This window comes from Terrimonas pollutisoli, from assembly GCF_029360765.1.
Lineage (GTDB): Bacteria > Bacteroidota > Bacteroidia > Chitinophagales > Chitinophagaceae > Terrimonas_B > Terrimonas_B pollutisoli.
In genome coordinates this window covers 33,194-51,303 of sequence record NZ_JARKNA010000023.1, presented here as the reverse complement: position 1 = coordinate 51,303, position 18,110 = coordinate 33,194, and the positions used below count along the sequence as shown (strand labels likewise).

At 41.0% G+C, this 18,110-nt stretch carries 11 protein-coding genes; 2 read left to right on the top strand and 9 right to left on the bottom strand.

Features of this window, described 5'->3' with window-relative positions; translation table 11 throughout:
• Positions 1–146: 146 nt before the first annotated feature.
• The 9 genes from P2W73_RS23815 to P2W73_RS23775 all read right to left on the bottom strand — a co-directional run bounded on the left by P2W73_RS23815 (position 147) and on the right by P2W73_RS23775 (position 15,737).
• Positions 147–1,523: a polysaccharide lyase 6 family protein gene (locus P2W73_RS23815; RefSeq protein WP_276504608.1), complete on the bottom strand. Its 1,377-nt coding sequence runs from the start codon at positions 1,521–1,523 to the stop codon at positions 147–149.
• Between the two features lie 42 nt (positions 1,524–1,565).
• Entirely contained in the window at positions 1,566–2,768 is a 1,203-nt protein-coding gene (locus P2W73_RS23810; RefSeq protein WP_276504607.1) for a glycoside hydrolase family 88 protein, read from the bottom strand.
• A 170-nt stretch (positions 2,769–2,938) separates the two neighbouring features.
• On the bottom strand, positions 2,939–4,117 hold the full coding sequence (locus P2W73_RS23805; RefSeq protein WP_276504606.1) for an alginate lyase family protein: 1,179 nt from the start codon (positions 4,115–4,117) through the stop codon (positions 2,939–2,941).
• A gap of 6 nt (positions 4,118–4,123) precedes the next feature.
• Positions 4,124–6,289, bottom strand: a complete 2,166-nt coding sequence (locus P2W73_RS23800; protein ID WP_276504605.1) for a glycoside hydrolase family 31 protein — start codon at positions 6,287–6,289, stop codon at positions 4,124–4,126.
• 10 nt (positions 6,290–6,299) lie between these two features.
• Positions 6,300–8,867 (bottom strand): glycoside hydrolase family 95 protein, encoded by a 2,568-nt coding sequence (locus P2W73_RS23795; protein WP_276504604.1) that lies wholly within the window; start codon positions 8,865–8,867, stop codon positions 6,300–6,302.
• A 237-nt stretch (positions 8,868–9,104) separates the two neighbouring features.
• A complete protein-coding gene (locus P2W73_RS23790; protein ID WP_276504603.1) occupies positions 9,105–10,196 on the bottom strand; it encodes a PKD domain-containing protein in 1,092 nt (363 codons plus the stop codon).
• Positions 10,197–10,216: 20 nt separating this feature from the next.
• Positions 10,217–10,939 carry a fasciclin domain-containing protein gene (locus P2W73_RS23785; protein WP_276504602.1) on the bottom strand — a complete coding sequence of 241 codons (723 nt, stop codon included), beginning with the start codon at positions 10,937–10,939 and terminating at the stop codon, positions 10,217–10,219.
• A 65-nt stretch (positions 10,940–11,004) separates the two neighbouring features.
• The gene (locus P2W73_RS23780) at positions 11,005–12,558 is read right to left on the bottom strand and encodes a RagB/SusD family nutrient uptake outer membrane protein (RefSeq protein ID WP_276504601.1); all 1,554 of its coding nucleotides are present in this window, start codon (positions 12,556–12,558) and stop codon (positions 11,005–11,007) included.
• 11 nt (positions 12,559–12,569) lie between these two features.
• Positions 12,570–15,737 (bottom strand): SusC/RagA family TonB-linked outer membrane protein, encoded by a 3,168-nt coding sequence (locus tag P2W73_RS23775; protein WP_276504600.1) that lies wholly within the window; start codon positions 15,735–15,737, stop codon positions 12,570–12,572.
• Between the two features lie 160 nt (positions 15,738–15,897).
• Between P2W73_RS23775 and P2W73_RS23770 the strand changes: the two genes are divergently transcribed.
• Both P2W73_RS23770 and P2W73_RS23765 read left to right on the top strand, forming a co-directional pair.
• Complete coding sequence (locus P2W73_RS23770) at positions 15,898–16,032, top strand: hypothetical protein (RefSeq protein ID WP_276504599.1); 135 nt, start codon at positions 15,898–15,900, stop codon at positions 16,030–16,032.
• A 446-nt stretch (positions 16,033–16,478) separates the two neighbouring features.
• Complete coding sequence (locus P2W73_RS23765) at positions 16,479–18,011, top strand: sensor histidine kinase (protein WP_276504598.1); 1,533 nt, start codon at positions 16,479–16,481, stop codon at positions 18,009–18,011.
• Positions 18,012–18,110: the final 99 nt, after the last annotated feature.

Genomic DNA, 18,110 nt, shown 5'->3' with positions numbered 1-18,110 from the left:
AAATCAGTACGGTTAATAGCTGCAATTAACCAATTATTGTCGCCGTTTTTTTCCCGATAACTCGCTTTCTATTCATCTATTTTGGCAACCGCCCTGAGCTTGACGAAGAGCTGCCTGTCAGGGTTGTCCGCTATTTGACTGACGGCTCACCTTTCCGCTCCCACATCCGGGGGATTTAATATTCTTGTCTTTATTGTTTCATTGGAAAATTCATCCGCACCGATATCCAATTTTGATTTTCTCGCTTGCCCATCCATATCTGTTTGAATAGCCGGATATTCCTTTCTTACAGCATTGATAGCGGGGCTATTCTTTTGCAGGTGAAATGCTCCGGATGCATCCTTTATTAATTTCGGGTCTGTTATTTTGTAAGTTCCTGCGGGCATATCGCCGGCGCCATTTATATTAAAAATGATATTACCCTCCCATAAATGATTGGAAGCAGGGCCGACAATACTTGCGGCAGCATCCCCCCCTTGTACAATGTTATTGGCAACCGTAATAAACGTAGAACCCAAACCATTGTTTCTGGCAGTTTGTACGATATTGGTTTTATTATTGATCAATGTATTAAAAGCAATCAATACACGATCAGGACGATCATGCGAAGTAAGCGGTGCTCCATCTGCTACCTCAGCGCCGCCATTACCAATATTGATAGCAATACTACAGTTTTCAAAGTAATTGCTGTGAATGATATGGTCATCGCCAAAGATGCGAAGGCCTGGCGTATTATTAAAATAATTACCATATACCTCGTTGAAATTACCATGCCGCAGGGTGAATTGAGCCGGACAATTACGAATGGTATTATACCGCAGTGTTACTTTGGATGCTTTCACGGAAATTAATTCGTTTTCACCGGCGCAATCTTCAAATAAATTATACTCTACAATGCTGTTGCCGGATGAAAGGCTAAAACCGCTTAATCCAAATTGCAAGGCTTCGGCGCCATTACGGCCGCCCTGGTTCCTATGCTTTCTGAAATAGTTATGATGTATCCGGAGCCTTTCCGCTATCTGGCTGCCCGTGCCTTTTATAGCAATAAATTTTCCCAATGAATCTTTATTCTGAAACGTATTAAAATCAATTTGATGATCGCTGCCTGCAACAGTGAGATAATCGCCGGTTCCGGGTGTTTCAAAAACATTATGCGTCCACTCGCAAAAGCTTGTGCCTGTATTTAATCTTGCTCTTCCGGCAGCATGGGTAAATTTAAACCCACGGATAATAATATAAGCCGCCGGGCTTACCAGACTAAACCCACCGCTTCCTGTGATTTCGGTATTGCCAGCATCCTGCGTAGCGATTGTTATCGGCTGGGATTTTGTTCCCGTTTTGTTAATGACAATGTCAGCAGTGGTGGCATATACTCCGCTTTTCAGAAAAATATTATCTCCCGGCCTTGCATTATTGATCGCCTCTTGAAGCTCGGTGATCGACGATACGGTAATCGTTCTTGCCAAAAGTTTTCCCGGAATAAAAAAAACGGTAAGCAAAATGCCTATTAAATATTTTTTCATGCTCTCTTATTTTTAATAGTTACCTGTGTTCCCAACTACATACTAAAACAAACTTTTCTTCTCCTTCAACTTTTTAGAACGCAGCAAGGCTTCCAGGTAATAATAATCCGCATAGCTTAACGGTACATCCACCTCACTTTTACCCGGTTTAGAGCCGGTACTATGCAAAAGAATAAATCCTTTATTTTCCCCAACTGCTGAACGATAATTATTTGTCAATGACTCCACAATTTTCCTAGCTGTCGCTCTATAATACTTTGAATTTTTGCTGTACAGGCTTAGCTCATACAATCCGGAAGCCAGTACCGCTGCAGCGGACGCATCTCTTTCTTCGTTGGGAATATTGGGCGCATTATAATCCCAGTAAGGAACAAAATCCTTTGGCATGTTGGGATGATTCAGCATAAATGCCGCGACCTTCTCCGCCTGCTCTAAATATTTTACATCTCTTGTAAACCGGTAACACATGGTATAACCATACAAACCCCAGGCCTGCCCGCGACTCCAGGCTGATTCATGCGCATAACCCTGGTGCGTATTCTTTTTTACTACTTTACCTGTCAGTGTATCGTATTCTATTACATGATAAGAACTATTATCCGGACGAAAATGATTTTTCATCGTTGTGTTCGCATGTGTTACCGCCACTTTATAAAAAGATGAATCCCCTGTAAGTTGTGTAGCAACGAATAATAATTCAAGATTCATCATATTATCAATGATCACCGGGAAGGCCCATTTATCCGTACTATGATCCCATGAACGGATAGTTCCCGTAACAGGACGAAAGCGTGTGATTAATGTCTTCGCGGATTGAATAATAATTTCACGATAAGCGGGATCATTCGTTAAATGGTATCCTGTTCCGTAACTGCAATAAATCTTAAATCCCATATCATGTGTAAAGCCATTCGCTTTTTCTCTTTCCATTTTAGCGGTAAATGCCTGCGCCTGCGATTTCCACGCTTGCTTACCTGTATATTCATTCAGCAACCAAAGTACGCCGGGAAAGAAACCGCTGGTCCAGTCACGGGAAGCTACCAATCTTAGCTGGCCGCCATTATGCAATGTCCTGGGTGAAAACTGGTCGTCGCTGGTAGTAGTTGCTTTCGGAATTTCCTGCAACATTACTTCGGTTTGTTTTTCCGCATCAGCAAATACTTTTGTCAATTTGATATGCTGCGCACAGCCGGCACATATCCATGTACATACTACTATTATACTTCCGATTATTTGTTTATTCATTTCAGTTATTTATTTACCTAAAGAGATTAATTGCACTTCCAGCTTTTCCATTCTAAAATAAACTACCTGTTTTTCATTTCTGGCACATTTGAACGCTGATTATCATGATGGTTGACATTGATTATAACTATCCGCGTTTACCTTAAAAATCATAACCATCTGCGTTCCCTTCAGTTTATCCAGATCAACAGATTCCTCACCGGCAAATTCCTTATCACCTCCTCCACTTTCGGTTCGTGATCCAAAGCTTTCCAGGTATTTAGCCATTGTTTATTATTAAATGCATTGGCCCCAAACACTAAAAAAGGTTGCGCTACCGGCCAGTTTTCCCAATACATCACATCCTGCTTATGCGGCCATTTCTTTTTATCCGCAACAAACGGATACAGATATTCGATACCTTTTTTAATTGATTTTCCATCAGCAGTTTGATAAGTCCAAAGATTATCTTCCTTTGTCGACACTATCTGGCAAACCATTGCCATGGCATCCAGATTGAAAATGGAATAACCATAAGGCTTTGTTCTTCTTATTTCTCTTGGGAAACTGCCATCAACGGCCATTTGATTGGGTAGTAAAACAGTTTTATACCTGTCGCTGCAAAATTTTAATACCTGTTGATTACCGGTGAATTTGGCAAATGCCGCTATCTGCATTACCCAACAAGTACCGTGGTTGTTTTCCGCATTCATTTCATCCTTACCATACTTATGTGTTGTCAACCATTCCAGATATTGTTCAAACCAACTCCTGATCGCTGTTAATGCATCTTTATTAATCCCTTTCGCATTTTCCATAACGAGCAAACCCTGCACTACTTCTATAAAATGGATCGTATCGATAATACCAATGCCTCTGCCGGTGAAACGGCCTTTAATCGCCTGAGCATACAAGAGGTTTGGATTCATCATGGTTTCTTTGTCAGCAAACCATGCTAAACAATGCTTTAACGCATGCTGTACATATTTTTCATCCCCGGTTAATTTATAAGCGGAGGCCAACGCACCAACGATTTGACTCAAACGTATCATTGCATGGCGATGCGCCACAAAATTATCCGGATTGGTCATTCCGTCTTTTTGTATATAAGGACTATCAACACTTACAGGGTTAGGCCACCAGTAATCTCCTTCTGAAAAAAAATCATGCTTTCCACCTGCACTCCGCGGCGAGCTTTGCGCTGTAACAGTAACAGGTTGTTGATCTAATGCCCACGCAGCTTTTTCCATTATTTGCTTGCGAAGCACTTCCTTTACTACATCACTAAAAGATGAATTGGTTTTACTACTCATTCTCTGGGCAGAACAAGAACTCAACGTGATGCTTATTAAAAAAAGAATGATTCTCATATTGACTCAATTACTCCCTTTTAGGGGCTTGGGGTTCATGAACTTCCAGCTTACTTTACCGATCGTATTAGGTTTTCCTTTTTCTGCCGCTGATATTGTTCCCCTCCATTTTCCTTTTTTATCTTTCTCTGTTTTTATTTCCCGCCAACTGTATTCTCCTTTTTCATAATTAAATGTTTCCCCATCATCATCGTACAATAAATACGTTCCGGGCTTTTCACCATAGTGTCTTATTTCAAGGTCTACTTTCTCTCCTGTTTTTGGCGCATGTAATAAAGGCGGCATCATTGGAATGATCGCACCATCTTTTACATAAACAGGAATTTTATTCAGGCCCGGTGTAACTGTTATTACTTCTCCATCTCCCGCATAAACGCCTGTATAGAAATCATACCATTTGCCTTTTGGCAACACGACTTTTCTTGTCGTTTGTCCGGTAAATACAGGAGCAACCAATAAATACTCCCCGGCCATATATTGATCCTTGATTTCCTTACTTGTTGCTTCCGCATAAGGATTTTCTTCAAGGTTGTCGCTACCGGCTTCTTTCCTTACTTCCTGTTTGAATCCTGTTTCCAAAGACATACCTCTGAACGGCGGAGTACCTTCAAAATGATACTTAGCAAATTCAGTATACCAGTAAGGCATCATCTGCATACGCAATAAAGCGAGTTCTTTTATCTGATCCGCTACTTCCGGATATGACCAGGGTTTTGTTCCGCTCGACCATGCATTGATCATCGCCATCGGGGAAAAAATAACTGTTTGAAACCGACGTAGCCATTCTTCAGCAGTTTTGGATGCTCTTGCTTCAGGTGTCCATAATACACCGGCATATCCGCTATTGATAAGAGCAGTAATAAAATCTTCATGATTATAATAATCATTGTAAACCACATAAGGAAAAGAAACAGCGCCTGCATTGGATGCACGAACCAATCCGTATGTCCTTTGATTACGCTGATGATACATTTCCGCACTGTAGCGCATGGCCAATACTCCATAGGTTTGCCGCATTTGTTCAGCGCTTATTCCTGACGGAAATGTTGCTGCATCCGGCCAGAGGTAATAATCATAACCATCTACTTCATCAATCTTGTATCCGCTTATACCAATATCAACCTGGTCTTTTTGCAACTGCCCGAAGAAAATATTTCTTGCTTCGGCAATAGTAAGGTCGGGCACTTCACCAACCCATACGGTATGCGAACCGGTATAAGGTGTAATGCTTTTATAAAACGAAGCTTGCTTCGATACATAAGGATTGATCCACAAATTCAGGCGGATATTTTTATCCATCATTTTTTTTACAAACGCTGCGGGCTCCGGATAACGGTTTTTATCCCATTCAAACGTACCAGGATAGGCTTTGCTTTGCCAACCAGGCTCCAAACCAATAAAATCTAACGGGTATCCCTTTTCCGCAAAATCATTCGCTTCTTTTTCTACTTCATCCGCCGTAAATAATGATTTGACACGTTGAGTAAACCCTAAACCCCACCGGGGTGGCAATACACCACCACCATTTAATAAATTAAACCGTCGCACCGCATCAAGCGTTGTCGGCCCGGCAAATACATATACCTCTGTTCCCGCGGCTGGTACTACTATTTCTACTGCATCGGAATAAGGACGTGAGCTCCAGCTTTTATCCGTATTGCGGTCTTTTTCTACCGGTGGATTCTTACTGTCTTTTCTTACACCTGAACCGGCATATACATTGATATATCGTGCGGAATTGATGAAGACACCATATCCTTTTGAAGAAACATAAAATGGAACAGGTGCATGGGTACGGCCGTTGTCCTTACCACCGTAATGATCCATATGCAATTGCAAGATCTTTCCTCTTTGATGCACGGTTTGAAAATTCAATCCAAATCCATAAAGTTGTTCTTCTTTTTCCAAAGGGAAACGCAACAATGTTTTTCCATCGCTGATCGTTCCGACAATATCATTTTGAGCAAGCGGAAAAGCAACAGCACCCAATTTTATTAATGCTTCCTTGTTGGGTGCAGCCCCGGATGCTTTTATCAAATCATAAGCTTCAGGTTTTCCAACAACGCCTTTCCATATTCCTGAAGCAATTTCGGTCCATTGCAAATCCTGTCCTTTTACAATGAAATTTGCTAAGCATAAAAAAAGAAAAATCAATAACCTGTTATACTGCATAACTATTTTTTTATAATGGAACGATCGTATATAATTTACCTTTCTGTGTTTTAAAATCAATAGTATATCCTTTTGACTGATTTACTTCAACCAGCTTCGCATCCGCATTTTTTTTATACGGCGGTTCACCATACACAGTAAACAAGGGATTCGGATTCACTCCTGACGCAGTACTTGTTTTTACTTCAACTACTTTCACAGGCTGCAAACAATGTAAACGACAATTGCCCCCATTGCCTGAAACTATTTTTGCCTGTTTTAATTTTCCATTGTCCCAGGTAATATCAACTTTAAAATTGCCGCGGGCTTTTATTCCTTTTATAGATCCTTTTTTCCAGACAGCAGGTAAAGCAGGCAAAAGAGAAAGTTCACCTTCATGGCTTTGCAGAAACATCTCTGTTATACCTGCTGTGGCGCCAAAGTTCCCATCTATCTGGAAGGGCGGATGTGCATCAAATAAATTCGGATAGGTACCACCCCCACCCATTGTTTCCCTTACTTCAGTTGGGTGAATGTAAGCGAATGCGGCGCTTAAAATTTTATAGGCATGATCACCATCCTGCAATCTTGCCCACCAGTTTATTTTCCAGGCCATAGACCATCCTGTACTTACATCGCCACGATGAATCAAAGATTGTTTGGCTGCCGCCGCCAGTTCAGGTGTTGTACTTACCGAAATCTGGCTCCCGGGATACAATCCGAATAAATGCGAGAGATGACGATGCTTATCATTCGGATCATCCCAATCATTGAACCATTCCTGCAATTGTCCATATTGTCCGATATGATAAGGATATAATTTTTCTTTTGCTTTTACCAGGTTATTCTTAAACGCTGTATCAATCTTTAAAATATCAGCTGATTTGATAACAGCTGTAAACAATTCACGGATGATGGACATATCCATCGTAGTTGCCATGCTCAATTGATATTCTTTTCCTTTTATCTTGATCGTATTTTCCGGCGATGTAGATGGGTTGGTGACAAGATATCCTGATTTCGGATCCTCAATCAACCAATGCAAAAGAAATTGTGCAGCACCTTTCATTAAAGGATATCCTTCTTCTCTTAAAAATTTCTGATCCCCGGTAAATAAATAATGTTCCCAGACATGCGTGCTGAACCAGCCTGCAGCCATCGGCCAGCAACTCCAGCGTGGCATAGCTTTGGGATCATACCATCCCTGTCCGCCGGGGGGTGATGTTTTTGCCCAGAGGTCGGAATTATGGTGCGTTACCCAACCTTCATTGATATTGTAATTTGTTTTTGCTGTCACCGCACCGTTTACAGCCAGTTCTTTCATGAAATCAAATAAAGGCTGATGACATTCTGAAAGATTGGCATTCTCCGCCAGCCAGTAGTTCATTTCCGTATTGATATTGGTGGTATAATTGCTGCCCCATGGCGGTTGTACATGATCATTCCAGATACCCTGCAGATTAGTAGGCCGTGAACCCGGCCTTGAACCAGCGATCATCAAATAACGGCCAAACTGGTAATACAACATAGCAAGATGATTGTCACCCGGGCCTTTTGTAAATGCCAGTAGACGTTGATCCGTTGGTAATTTTAGCAGTGAAGGATCGGCGCCCAAATCCAGCGACACACGATGAAACAAAGATTGATAATCCGTAATATGGTTTTTTCTTAACTGGGCGTAGGGCTTTGCAATTGCTTTTTGCAAATTCGCTTTAGCTTCTATAGATGGATCTTTACCTTCTTTACCGGGTGATTTATTAAAACCATTGAAACTTGTTGCCCCAGACAAATAAATAGTAACTGTATTTGCATCCGTTACGATCAACTGATCATTTTGCTGTTTGATGGTACCACCTTCCATTATTAGTTTTACATGCACTTCAAAATTCATTCCCTCGCCATTAGGATCTTCATCATATACTACCTGTTGTGGCTCGGCCTCCCGGTTGGCTACAAACTTCGGAGCCTTTCCGCGCAACACTAAATAATTATTATCAACAGCAGATGTCTTATATTTTAATTTGCTTGTAATAGCCGTATTAAAACTTATAGCGCCTCTTTTATCGGCAGTTATCCTCACTACCATTATTTTATCCGGATGACTGATAAATATTTCACGCCGATAAGTGGTGCCGCCAATAGTGTATTTTACAACTGACGTTGCATTATCAAGATTAAGATCACGATAATAATTTTTTGTTACAGTATCCTTAACCGGAAAACTCAACCAAAGATCAGCCATAGGAAGATAACGTGCAGAATAGGGCCCATGCAGTTTTCTCCATAAAGTAGCAGCGCCATCGTAATTGCCTGCGAAAACCTGGTGCCTTATCTGTGGTAATACAGATGGGCCTTCAGGTGCATTACCGGGATTTGGCGCACCTGACCATAGTGTGTTATCATTTAACTGAAATCTTTCTTTTGTAACACCACCAAAAACCATTGCTCCTGTTTTCCCGTTACCTAGCGGCAATGCTTCTTCCCATACAGTTGCAGGCTTATTGTACCAAAGCTTTAAATCAGCTTTTGCTTGTTGTGAATTAACTGAACAAAAAACAAAATGGATCGCAATAAGAAATACTAATTTGGTTTTCATCATGAACTAAAGATTTATAAATGCCGTTGGTACGTTATCAACTTTTGTTTTGTGCTGTGCGAATAAGATTTGACAACATCCTATAAAAAATATGGAACAGATCTGTTTAGCTTTCATCCACATTACACTTTTTAAATAAAAATGTTATTGCAATTGATGTTGCAATAACATTTAACGTTGGCTTACTATTTCTGCTTTGATCAATATTTTTTAGTCCTGCCAGTCCGATTGCCAACGCTATTATTTTAAAATTTCGCCGTCGTTGTTGATATAAACGCTTTTTAAAACAATTGTAGAGCCTGGCTTGCCGGATTCTTTTGCCGGAAATGCAACCCTAAATTCTTTTGCAACCGGATCCTGGAAACCGGGATAAGTAGTTTTGGCATAAGCCAGCCAATCCTTGATACCATTGCTTGTAAACCATAACTGCCCGTCTATATACGCATGAAACACATTGCCTGCATCAACAGAAAAACTTAGATTTTTTATTGTTCCGTCCGTCATTTCAAGGTCAGCTCTTTTCCCTTTTACCGGATCAATCAGCGGCAATGGAAGTGGCAGTGTTGCGGCCGTATTGGAAGCAGCACTAAATTTTGAGGTATTACTTGCAGGAATAAATGTTTCATACCTTACCTGGTAATTATCTTTTGTAGCAGCAGGTTCAGTGGGCCAAATTTCCCACCTGATCTCCCGCAGGTAGGGAATAGATGGATCGGAAGGTTGATTAAAAAATAAGCTGATGGTTATTGCCGATGCTGATCTGAAATAATTTTTCCAGCTTAATTTGGTTCTGATTGAAAAGGGTATTTTTAATGCAGCCAGGTTAAGCGTTCTGCGGATATTGGGAGCACTTGTTGATGTGGCAGTAAGCTCCAATCTTGATTTAGCCGGATCAACATTCGTTATCAGCTTCTGACCGCTGGCGTCGACGTTACTGATACTCCATCCATTACCATTTAATGTGTAGGCGCTTTGAAATTCATCAAAATAATACCTTGTCACTTTCATGCTGGTAGACTTTGATGAAGAACTTCCATCATTTTTCGCAGTGGCCGTTATCGTATAGTCTCCGGCAACGCTTGGAGCGATCCACAAATTTTCAAATAAATTTTGCGTTCTGAAGCCATCGAAGGTGCCGCCTGTAGCCGTCCATTCATAAGATATCCCCTGCTTATCACCATTGGTGGAGGCCCATACCGGAACTTTTTCTCCAAAATAAAATTCCTGGCCGGCTTTATTCAGGCTTTCAATTTTTACATCAATATCCTTTTTACAGGAGAATGTAAAAACGCTCAGGGCAACTAAGGAAAGAAGGTTATATATTTTCCACATAAAATTTTAGAATTGGTTGATTAATTTTTATCGATTGCTTCTCTTGTGGGTTGAAACAAAAACCTGTTCATAACATGTACAACACCATTAGTAGCATGCAGATCAGGCGTGCGGGGAGCTATGTTTGTCCAGTTTACAGTTGTGCCTTTATAAACAGTAGGAATCCCTATATAATTATTCAATCTCAAATTGGCCTCACGTACATTTTCGAGATAGACAAATACTTTAGCCGAATCGTTGGCTGCACTGCTGGCAAAAGTTTCCACCCATTTTGGAATGGAATTAAGCGTACTATAAGTTTGTGTCCCTTTCAGCACATGATACCTTAAAAGATTGGCAATAGTGTCCCTGTTATATTGCGACCAGTCGGATCCGCGCAGCGCTATCGTTTTTGTAGGATCGTAAGGATCGGGGGCCATCAGCTTATTCAATACCCAGTAGCTATTGGCATCTTCCAGGTTAGTCAATGCATTATTGTGCAATAGCAAAAAGGTATTTCCCGTAGTGGAATACATTTCTTTTACATCTTTATAAGCAGGATCCTGGTCAACATATTCAATCGCAGCCATCATTCCTGAAAATAAATCAGGACGTGATTTCATAAAATCCATCACACTCATCTTTAAATCGGTATCATAGAAAGACGAATTGTAATCATAGCCATCCTGCAATTTTTTACAACTAAAAAATACAAGGCTGCAAAGAACCAACACCAGCCCTATAAATTGTTTACTATTTTCCATGTCTTAATTTTTGTTGTTTTTGGGTTACATTTCCAGGTAGAATCGATGCTATCTTTTCTTAACTCTTACTCATCATAGGGAGGATTCTGATCGCCGCTTAATTTAGCATTAGCCTTAATTACATCAGAATTGATCGGATAGAGTATCCTTCCCATATTTTCACCTTCGTAGAGAATAGCACCTGACCGTGTAGCTAATATTGGATTCATAATTTCCCGGAGATATTCATACCCTGAAGTGTAATTGTATATCGTTCCTATCCGGCACATATCAAACCACCTTTTTCCTTCTCCCAGCAATTCAAGTTGCCGTTCTTTGAGAATAGTACGCTCAATTTCTGTCATGATATCACCCGTGTAATCGGTCAGCAAGGCCTGCACGGTATATCCAACGCGGCTTCTTACCGCATTTACAATATCCAACGCCTGCTGATGATCTCCCTTCCGATTCAATGCTTCGGCCCTGAGCAACATAACATCCGCAAAGCGATAAATAGGAAGCTTCGCACTGCAGTCATTATTTCCTTCCAACACAAAGCCGGTACCCAAAGGAGCGTTAGGCTTCCATGGATAAAATTTTCCCAGCTGAACTACCGCATCATCATAGGTAGTTGGATTATTATAGGTAAGCGTATCCCAAAGAGCCCAATAGCGTCCATCAATAGAGGTGCCGGTTACCGGATCAACTCTGTCTTTCAATTCCTGCCAGATAGGAGTTACTATCTCATACTGGTTAGTATTGGAACTTGATCCCAGTTTTTGGCAAACACCTACACCATTCCCTCTTTCAACGCTTGACCAATAAAGATTAAATATTGTTTCGGTAGACGTCAGCGGCTCGAGGAAAATTTTTTTCCAGTCTGTTATTGAGGTTACCCATTTACACTTACTTTCAGTGATACAACTTTGTGAAGCAGCCAATGCTTCGTCATATTCCTGGAACCACATATGCACGTCGGTCTTCAAGGCGTATACAGCAGCTTTTTGAATATTATATTTAAGAGAAGTAGAATTTCCGATCGTCTTCAGCGATTCAGTAATATCCTCCATTATGCGCCGCTTTACATCAGCTATAGGAGACCGCGGTAACTCGTTGGGCTGACTGATTGATTCAATGGGTATGGTATGAATAGGCAATTTGCCCCATACCCGAAGTCCATAAAAATACATGAGTGCCCGTATTGCATAACATTGACCTAATAGCTCCCGGTATACAGATGGGCCTCCATCCAGGTTCTGATCAATCATTGGAGGCAAATATTTTATCGCATAATTACAAAGAGATATGGTTGTATACATATCTGTCCAGCGGGTAGTGCCATTTATATCCGCATCATTCGCAGACAATGTATTCGTGATCATAGTGAGCTGTGCGTTTCCTGTACCACCTACCCTTACATTGTCAGAACGAACTTCACCCCAGTCGAACCAGTTTGTTCTTAAAGTTGATTGCAGTGAATTATAGATGCCCGCCACCCAGTTAATGGCATCATTTTTATCTTTCCAGAATTTGTCAGGTGCAATAGTAGATATAGGAGTTTCATCAAGTGCTTTGTCACAACCAATACCAACAATCATCCCTGTGAAGCCCAATAGTATTGCAGCAAGTTTTATTTTCATAAATAGTTTAATTAAAATGATATATTAAGTCCCATTCCTATTTCCCGTCTGCGGGGATATCTTCCCGGATCATCACCGGGCTTTATAACACTTCGTTGACCTACTTCCGGATCAAAACCAGTGTACTCCGTCCATGTTAAGAGGTTAGTTCCATATACATAGATACCCAGGCTTCGCATAGCGGCTTTTTTACTCAGTTTTTCAGGAAGCAAATAACTCAGCCGTACACTCTGCAAACGGACAAATGAACCATTTTCTAAATACTGACTGCCGCCGCGACGCATGTTATCAGCGGCTCTGTCACCCCCCCTGTAAGTATCTGTGATTTGTCCCGGATATTTCCACATATTTTCTATAAAATAGGCATCCGGTGTTGTGTTGCTATTAGAGAAAGAAGCTAAATTTCTTCTATTATCATTGTATACCTTACCACCAATGTTTCCGTATAAGTTAAATGAAAATGCAAAGTTCTTATACGTTACACTATTACTCCATCCAAGACTCCATCTTGGTTGTCCATGTCCTAAAAATTGCCTGTCTTCATTTCCTATGTCTCCATTAAGAATTCCTTTTGAATCCGGACGATTGTCCCAGATAACATCTCCGCCTTTTAAAACAACACCTGCAGCCGTTAATTGCTTAACAGTACCTGTATAAGGCGTACCATCCGGCAATGTATAACCTGTCAAAACAGGTTTCATGTTTTTCTCAATTACTATATTTCCCTGCGCATCTTTTTGAAATTGCGGAATTAATCTTGTCTTATAATCTCCCGTATAAGCGTTGGATTCATCATATTCATAAATTCCCAGGTATTTATAGCCAATAAAGTTACCGGCTTCTTTACCTTCTTCTACGCTCCATATATCATCGATGTAATCGCTGGGAAGACTGGTAATTTTATTTCTCACCATCGACCAGTTCACAGAAGTTTGCCAGCTAAGATTTTTTGTACGGACAGGATATGCCGTGATCATTAATTCCAGTCCTTTGTTTTGAATGGAACCCGCATTGATCCGTACTTTTTCAGGGAACCCGCTTTCTAACGGAAGCGGATCATCATACAAAAGATCGCTGGTTTCCTTAACATAATAATCTCCTATAAAACTTATTCTTCCATTAAGAAAAGTAAGGTCCAGCCCTATATTGCTTTGCGTTGTCTCTTCCCATTTAAGTAAGTTATTTCCCATTCTTGGGTTGGTACGTACCCCGCTTACTCCATTATAAATATAGGGTCCGAAGACAAACTGCTGTATGGCGTCATAATCGCCTATCTCCTGGTTGCCTGTAACACCCCAGCTTGCACGGATCTTTCCATCCGTTAGCACTCCTTTCAACCTATCCATAAAACTTTCATCGCTAAATCTCCATCCTATGGAAACAGAAGGAAAGGTTCCCCAACGATCATTCGGACCAAACACAGAAGATCCATCTCTTCTTACTGTAGCATTCAGTAAATATTTGCCTTCGTAATCATATCCCAACCTTCCATAAAAGCCAAGCAACGTGGACGCACCTCCCCGTGAATACAAGTTGCTCAGTGTATATTGACCTGCTGCGTTAAGCGTAGTTACGACTTCTGTTACAAAAAATCTTCCCTCAAGATTTGCATCATCCTTCCTGTTTTTTTCGTAATTCATTCCCGCCAATGCGGTTATATTGTGTACATCTTTAAAAGTTTGCTTATAACTTAAATAAGCATTTCCCTGCAGTCTTATCGGAATTTCAGTAACATCCCTGCCTTCGCTTATCGGAGGGTTGCTGCTACTGAGAAACCGGGAAGCGAATACAGATCGTTTCAGCAATTCTATATCCGCAGATCCATCAACGTGGACAGTAAGCGGGTTGAAAATTTTAAAATCAATTCCCTGGTAAAGCACGCCTTTATAAATTTTCGAAATATCTTTTCGCAAGTATGCTTCTGCCAACGGGTTTCTGCGCCCACCATTAAAATAAATATATTCACCATTAGGAAAATAAAGGGCCATCCCCGGCGGCCGCTGCAAGGACTGCTGAATTACATTTCCCTCATTGATATTATTTTTAGTTTGATAACTAAAGTTGAGACGGGTCAACATAGTTATTCTTTTGGAAGGCGAATACTCTACATTCGTACGAAGTGTAAACCGTTTATTATAACTGTTGATAACAATTCCTTCTTCATTTAAATATTGCAAACTATTATAAAAATTTAATTGCTTGCTGCCGCCTCTTATACTTGCATCTACCTGTTCACGGACAGCAACCTGGGTGATCAGCGCCTGGTAATCATTATCCGAGTTCCTGGAAAAGGAAGTTGAATCATCCGGCTTTGGATCAAGTCCTAAATTGCCTCTGCGGTCAAACATCTGCCTTTGCAGGCGATTGGCCTGTGAAATCCTATTCGACAGTTTGCTATAACTTCTCAAATAATCTACATTGATCTGTGGCTTTCCTTCGGCTCCGCGTTTCGTAGTAATGATAATTACACCATTGGCAGAACGGGAACCGTAGATAGCCGCCGAAGCAGCATCTTTCAGGATTTCCATCGACTGTATGTCTTTGGGATTAATGTTATTGATATTCTTCAGCGGAACTCCGTCAACAATATACAATGGCCTTACACCAGCATCAGACAAAGTAGATAACCCACGTATGGTAATATCAGCTTCTTCGCCCGGCGCTCCTGACTCACTCATAACCCGTACTCCCGGCGCTGCTCCCTGGATAGCATCGAAAACTGAGACAGGCTGTTTCTCTTCAATATTTTTTGCTGATATGGAGCTGATGGCGCCGGTTACATCACGTTTTTTCTGGGTGGCATAGCCAATCACTATCACCTCATCCAGGTTTGCAATACTGGATACAAGATTCACATCGATTTTGCTTCTTCCTTTGATAGCTTCTTCCTTCTCAGCATATCCCACAAATGAGAAAACCAATGTACCTGTTGTACGCGGTACTTCTAATGAGAATTCGCCTTTGTCGTCCGTTACATTGCCTGCACCGGAGCCTTTCAGATTTACACTTACTCCTCCAAGAGGGATGCCTTTTGCATCCCGGACGACACCCGTGATCCGGCTCGTTTGTGCCAACCCCTGAAAACAAAACACCAAAAAAAGAAACATTGAAAAAAGCAGATACATGATGCATTGGACCTTACCAGGACGGCGGTCCGTTAAGAAAACTCTTTTTTTCATAAAGCAATCGTTTTTCGATTTTATCAAAACCAGCATGACCGTTTTGGTTTCTGAGATACTGCAGTTCGTACCCGGGGTCATAATAACTATACAATGCAATTAACAAACTTTCCCTTCATGCGGAATTTGAAAAATTATCATAATCATAAGTTATTTTGCCATGCATTTGCAGCATGCCTCACCCTCCCATGCATCGCATATTGTACCCGATGGGGCCTTTCATGAAAAAGATATTCTGCTATCTCTTTTCGCCAGCAAGCCGGCCTGGGGGTTGGGTATTATTACTGGTATTTGAAAGGAAATAAGCGGCGGGTTTAGAATGAACCCACATTTAACCGTGATTGCCATTTTATTATTTAATATCTGTGATGCATCCGGCATGTTTACATAAGCAAGTCGGTTACCAATATAGCTGGCCGATTAATGGATAGTTTTGATTGATGGACGAGGTCACTTCTAAACACATATTTATGCCAGGAAACCAAAAATGAATGGTCCCGGGTACTTGCCAGTGATCAAAAAAAATGGTTCATTTGAAAGATACCCAGGTGATCATGTTTTCAACTTCCTTCGGGAACACATCGTTAAGTATTGCGAAGAACCTGGGGCCAGCCATTTCCTGAAAAAGCCAGCCAGTTTTGGCTTGCAAATTGAAGCATTAAATATATCTTGAAAGGATAATCTGAAATGAGTAATAAAAGCCACACCCCCGTCCTTTTTGAAACCGGTATAAAATCCGAAGTGATAGACATATACCACAAGATGATAGATGAAATGGAAGACTACGCCATCATTCTTCTAAGCCGGGATGGTATTATTCAAAACTGGAATAAAGGGGCTGAAAAAATAAAGGGCTATACAGAATCCGAAATAGTGGGCAAGCATTTTAGAATATTCTATTTGCCGGAAGATCGTGTAACCAATCTGCCTGAAAAATTATTGAAAAAAGCGACTGATCTGGGAAAGGCAAGTCATGAAGGCTGGCGTTTGCGTAAAAACGGAACAAAATTCTGGGGAAGTATTACCCTAACAGCATTGCATACGGCCAATGGAGAAATCATGGGCTATTCCAAGGTCACCCGGGACCTGACAGAAAGAAAAATAGCAGACGATCAGGCGAAGAGTTTTACGGACGAATTGCGGTTAAGCAATGAAGCACTGCGGAAAAACGAAGAGAAGTATCATAAGATGATCGAAGAAGTCCAGGATTATGCAATTATATTATTAAATGAACGGGGAGATATTCAGAATTGGAATAAAGGTGCGGAAAAAATCAAAGGCTATTCCGCAGAGGAAATCATAGGGAAAAATTTCAGGATTTTTTATTTGCCCGCAGACCGGGAAAGCGGCCTTCCCGAAAAGCTAATAGCCACTGCGATTAAAGAAGGAAGGGCTACTCATGAAGGCTTACGGGTCCGCAAAGATGGGTCTACCTTTTGGGGAAGTATAGTTATAACAGCACTGCACAATAAGGATGGAACTATTATAGGGTTTTCAAAGGTCACCCGCGATTTGACGGAAAAAAAACAGGCTGAAAATAAAATGCAGGAATATCTCCGGGAGCTGGAGAACCGGAACAAAGAGCTGGAACAATTTGCCTACATCGCTTCTCATGATTTACAAGAGCCCCTCCGCAAAATAAGAACGTTCACAGATCTAATTGAAAGGAACCTGGGGAATGAGGACTTCGTTAAAATGTATTTTGAAAAAATAAACTCTTGTGCCAAAAGAATGAGTGACCAAATTAATTCCATTTTAGATTACAGCCGCTTGTCACTCACTGAAGAATTTATGGAAGTTGATCTCAATCGGGTACTGAGCGATATCTGCATCGATTTTGAACTGGTTATCCAGGAAAAAAAAGCTGTAATACAAAGCGAACCACTGCCAACAATTAAGGCTATTCCCGTCCAGATCAACCAATTGTTCGCCAACCTGATTAGCAATGCCCTGAAGTTTTCAGCTAACGAGCCCCTGATAAAAATTTCATCCGCCATATGTACCCAGGAGGAAATGAAAGAAATCCCGGAATATGTCAGCGACGGTCGCTATTTGCAAATTCTTTTTTCAGATAATGGATTGGGGTTTGAACCTCAATATGAAAAGAAAATATTTTTTCTTTTTCAGCGTCTTCATGGAAGGCATGAATATTCAGGTACCGGAATTGGCCTGGCTCTTTGCAAAAAAATTATGGAAAACCATCATGGGTTTATCAGGGCTGAAAGTGAATTAGGGAAAGGCGCTGATTTTTATGTCTATTTTCCTTTATCATAAGATTGGAGGTTCACTGCTCTCTAACGCCTGTGCAGAGGAATCAAAAGAAAAACCGGATACCCACGATCTTACCACTCCTGTATGCCATCCTTGTTTGCT

Excerpts from the sequence above, each read along its gene's own strand:
- P2W73_RS23815 (WP_276504608.1), bottom strand. The coding sequence starts at position 1,523 with ATGAAAAAATATTTAATAGGCATTTTGCTTACCGTTTTTTTTATTCCG.
- P2W73_RS23810 (WP_276504607.1), bottom strand. The coding sequence starts at position 2,768 with ATGAATAAACAAATAATCGGAAGTATAATAGTAGTATGTACATGGATA.
- P2W73_RS23805 (WP_276504606.1), bottom strand. The coding sequence starts at position 4,117 with ATGAGAATCATTCTTTTTTTAATAAGCATCACGTTGAGTTCTTGTTCT.
- P2W73_RS23800 (WP_276504605.1), bottom strand. The coding sequence starts at position 6,289 with ATGCAGTATAACAGGTTATTGATTTTTCTTTTTTTATGCTTAGCAAAT.
- P2W73_RS23795 (WP_276504604.1), bottom strand. The coding sequence starts at position 8,867 with ATGATGAAAACCAAATTAGTATTTCTTATTGCGATCCATTTTGTTTTT.
- P2W73_RS23790 (WP_276504603.1), bottom strand. The coding sequence starts at position 10,196 with ATGTGGAAAATATATAACCTTCTTTCCTTAGTTGCCCTGAGCGTTTTT.
- P2W73_RS23785 (WP_276504602.1), bottom strand. The coding sequence starts at position 10,939 with ATGGAAAATAGTAAACAATTTATAGGGCTGGTGTTGGTTCTTTGCAGC.
- P2W73_RS23780 (WP_276504601.1), bottom strand. The coding sequence starts at position 12,558 with ATGAAAATAAAACTTGCTGCAATACTATTGGGCTTCACAGGGATGATT.
- P2W73_RS23775 (WP_276504600.1), bottom strand. The coding sequence starts at position 15,737 with ATGAAAAAAAGAGTTTTCTTAACGGACCGCCGTCCTGGTAAGGTCCAA.
- P2W73_RS23770 (WP_276504599.1), top strand. The coding sequence starts at position 15,898 with ATGCATTTGCAGCATGCCTCACCCTCCCATGCATCGCATATTGTACCC.